Genomic DNA, 1,229 nt, shown 5'->3' on the forward strand with positions numbered 1-1,229 from the left:
GCGCTGCTCGTTTCTTTCAACATCGTTAACGTGATTACGCTTCGCGTCTGCGCCACCATGCTAAAGGAGCGAACAGAGCCAACAACCAGAGATTTAGACTGCCGCCATCGTCATCGGAACCTTTGAAATCACAATTATTGGTTGCAATACCATCGTGACACTCTTTGCCCGCTTCTTCTCTAGCATTGATGATAAAATTTGGTTCAGTGATGTAACGGTTTGGTGGTGTGTCGGCAGTAATGTAAGACTGAACCCAATCGTAGTAGTTACTGACCTTCGTATAAAAACTTGGAATGGTCAGCGAGCCACAAGTCGGCAATACCAAAGGACCACCACTCACGACACCAATTTGCTTGCCTGTCGCAATGTCCAGCAGCGGGCCACCGCTGTCCCCTTTACAAGCAGAGTTACCATATTGAGTGCTGCTGCTTGGCTCTAAAATCCTATTGAATGTAGGCACTGTACAGATCTTAGTCGCGTTGGTTCTAGAGTTAATCAACCCCGGATAGCTGTTGCCAATTTCCAGACGATCATAACACTTGTCTATAGGAAGAAAACCGATCTGAGTGGTTTGTAACAAAGGAGAAGCCTCCGATGCCATTGGCGTTGTTGTTCCCCATCCATAAACCTGAACATTTTCAGTTCGCTGGTTGGTGTCGTAGTTATCGTTCCAATCCGCAGCTAATCGTGCCTCAATGCTGATCATGTCTTCTTTCGTGGCGAGGTCAGCCACATTCACCCCAGTAACTGGGCGAGTAATGTAAAGCAGCGCAATGTCATTATCGAGCGCCGTTTGAATAGGCTTCACATTCCCCTTGCTGTCAACATCCGCTTTCGAGATACGAGTGTAGTTTGGATGCACGACGACATGCGAAACGGTGTAGTAGTTGTCGATACTCGTATCGTGAAGATTATGTACACGAGCGGTGATAGACAGTTCACCCGGTTGGGTAACGTAATAGCTCGCTTCGTTCGAACCTTGCCCCATTACGACACAGTGGGCCGCAGTCATTACCCACTGGTCAGTGACCATAGTGCCGCCACAGTTTTGAAATTCCGCCATGTTACTGGCTCGAATCGCAACGCGATCTGCAGGGTTTGACTCCACACTGCCCAAAACGATGGCCTGAGCGGATTGGACACTCATTGCAGCAGCCATCAGTGCAAATAATTTTTTGTACATAATCGTCTTCAATTTGGTAAGCCTGAGCGTATCTTCTTCGAGAGAC

General features: G+C 47.9%; 1 protein-coding gene. It reads right to left on the reverse strand.

Annotation, left to right across the window (positions count from 1 at the left end):
• Positions 1 to 34 precede the first annotated feature (34 nt).
• A complete protein-coding gene (locus R8269_RS25020; RefSeq protein WP_318222882.1) occupies positions 35 to 1,183 on the reverse strand; it encodes a trypsin-like serine protease in 1,149 nt (382 codons plus the stop codon).
• Positions 1,184 to 1,229 lie beyond the last annotated feature (46 nt).

This window comes from Vibrio sp. Vb0667, from assembly GCF_033391095.1.

Coding starts and splice junctions, on each gene's coding strand:
- R8269_RS25020 (WP_318222882.1), bottom strand. CDS start 1,183: ATGTACAAAAAATTATTTGCACTGATGGCTGCTGCAATGAGTGTCCAA.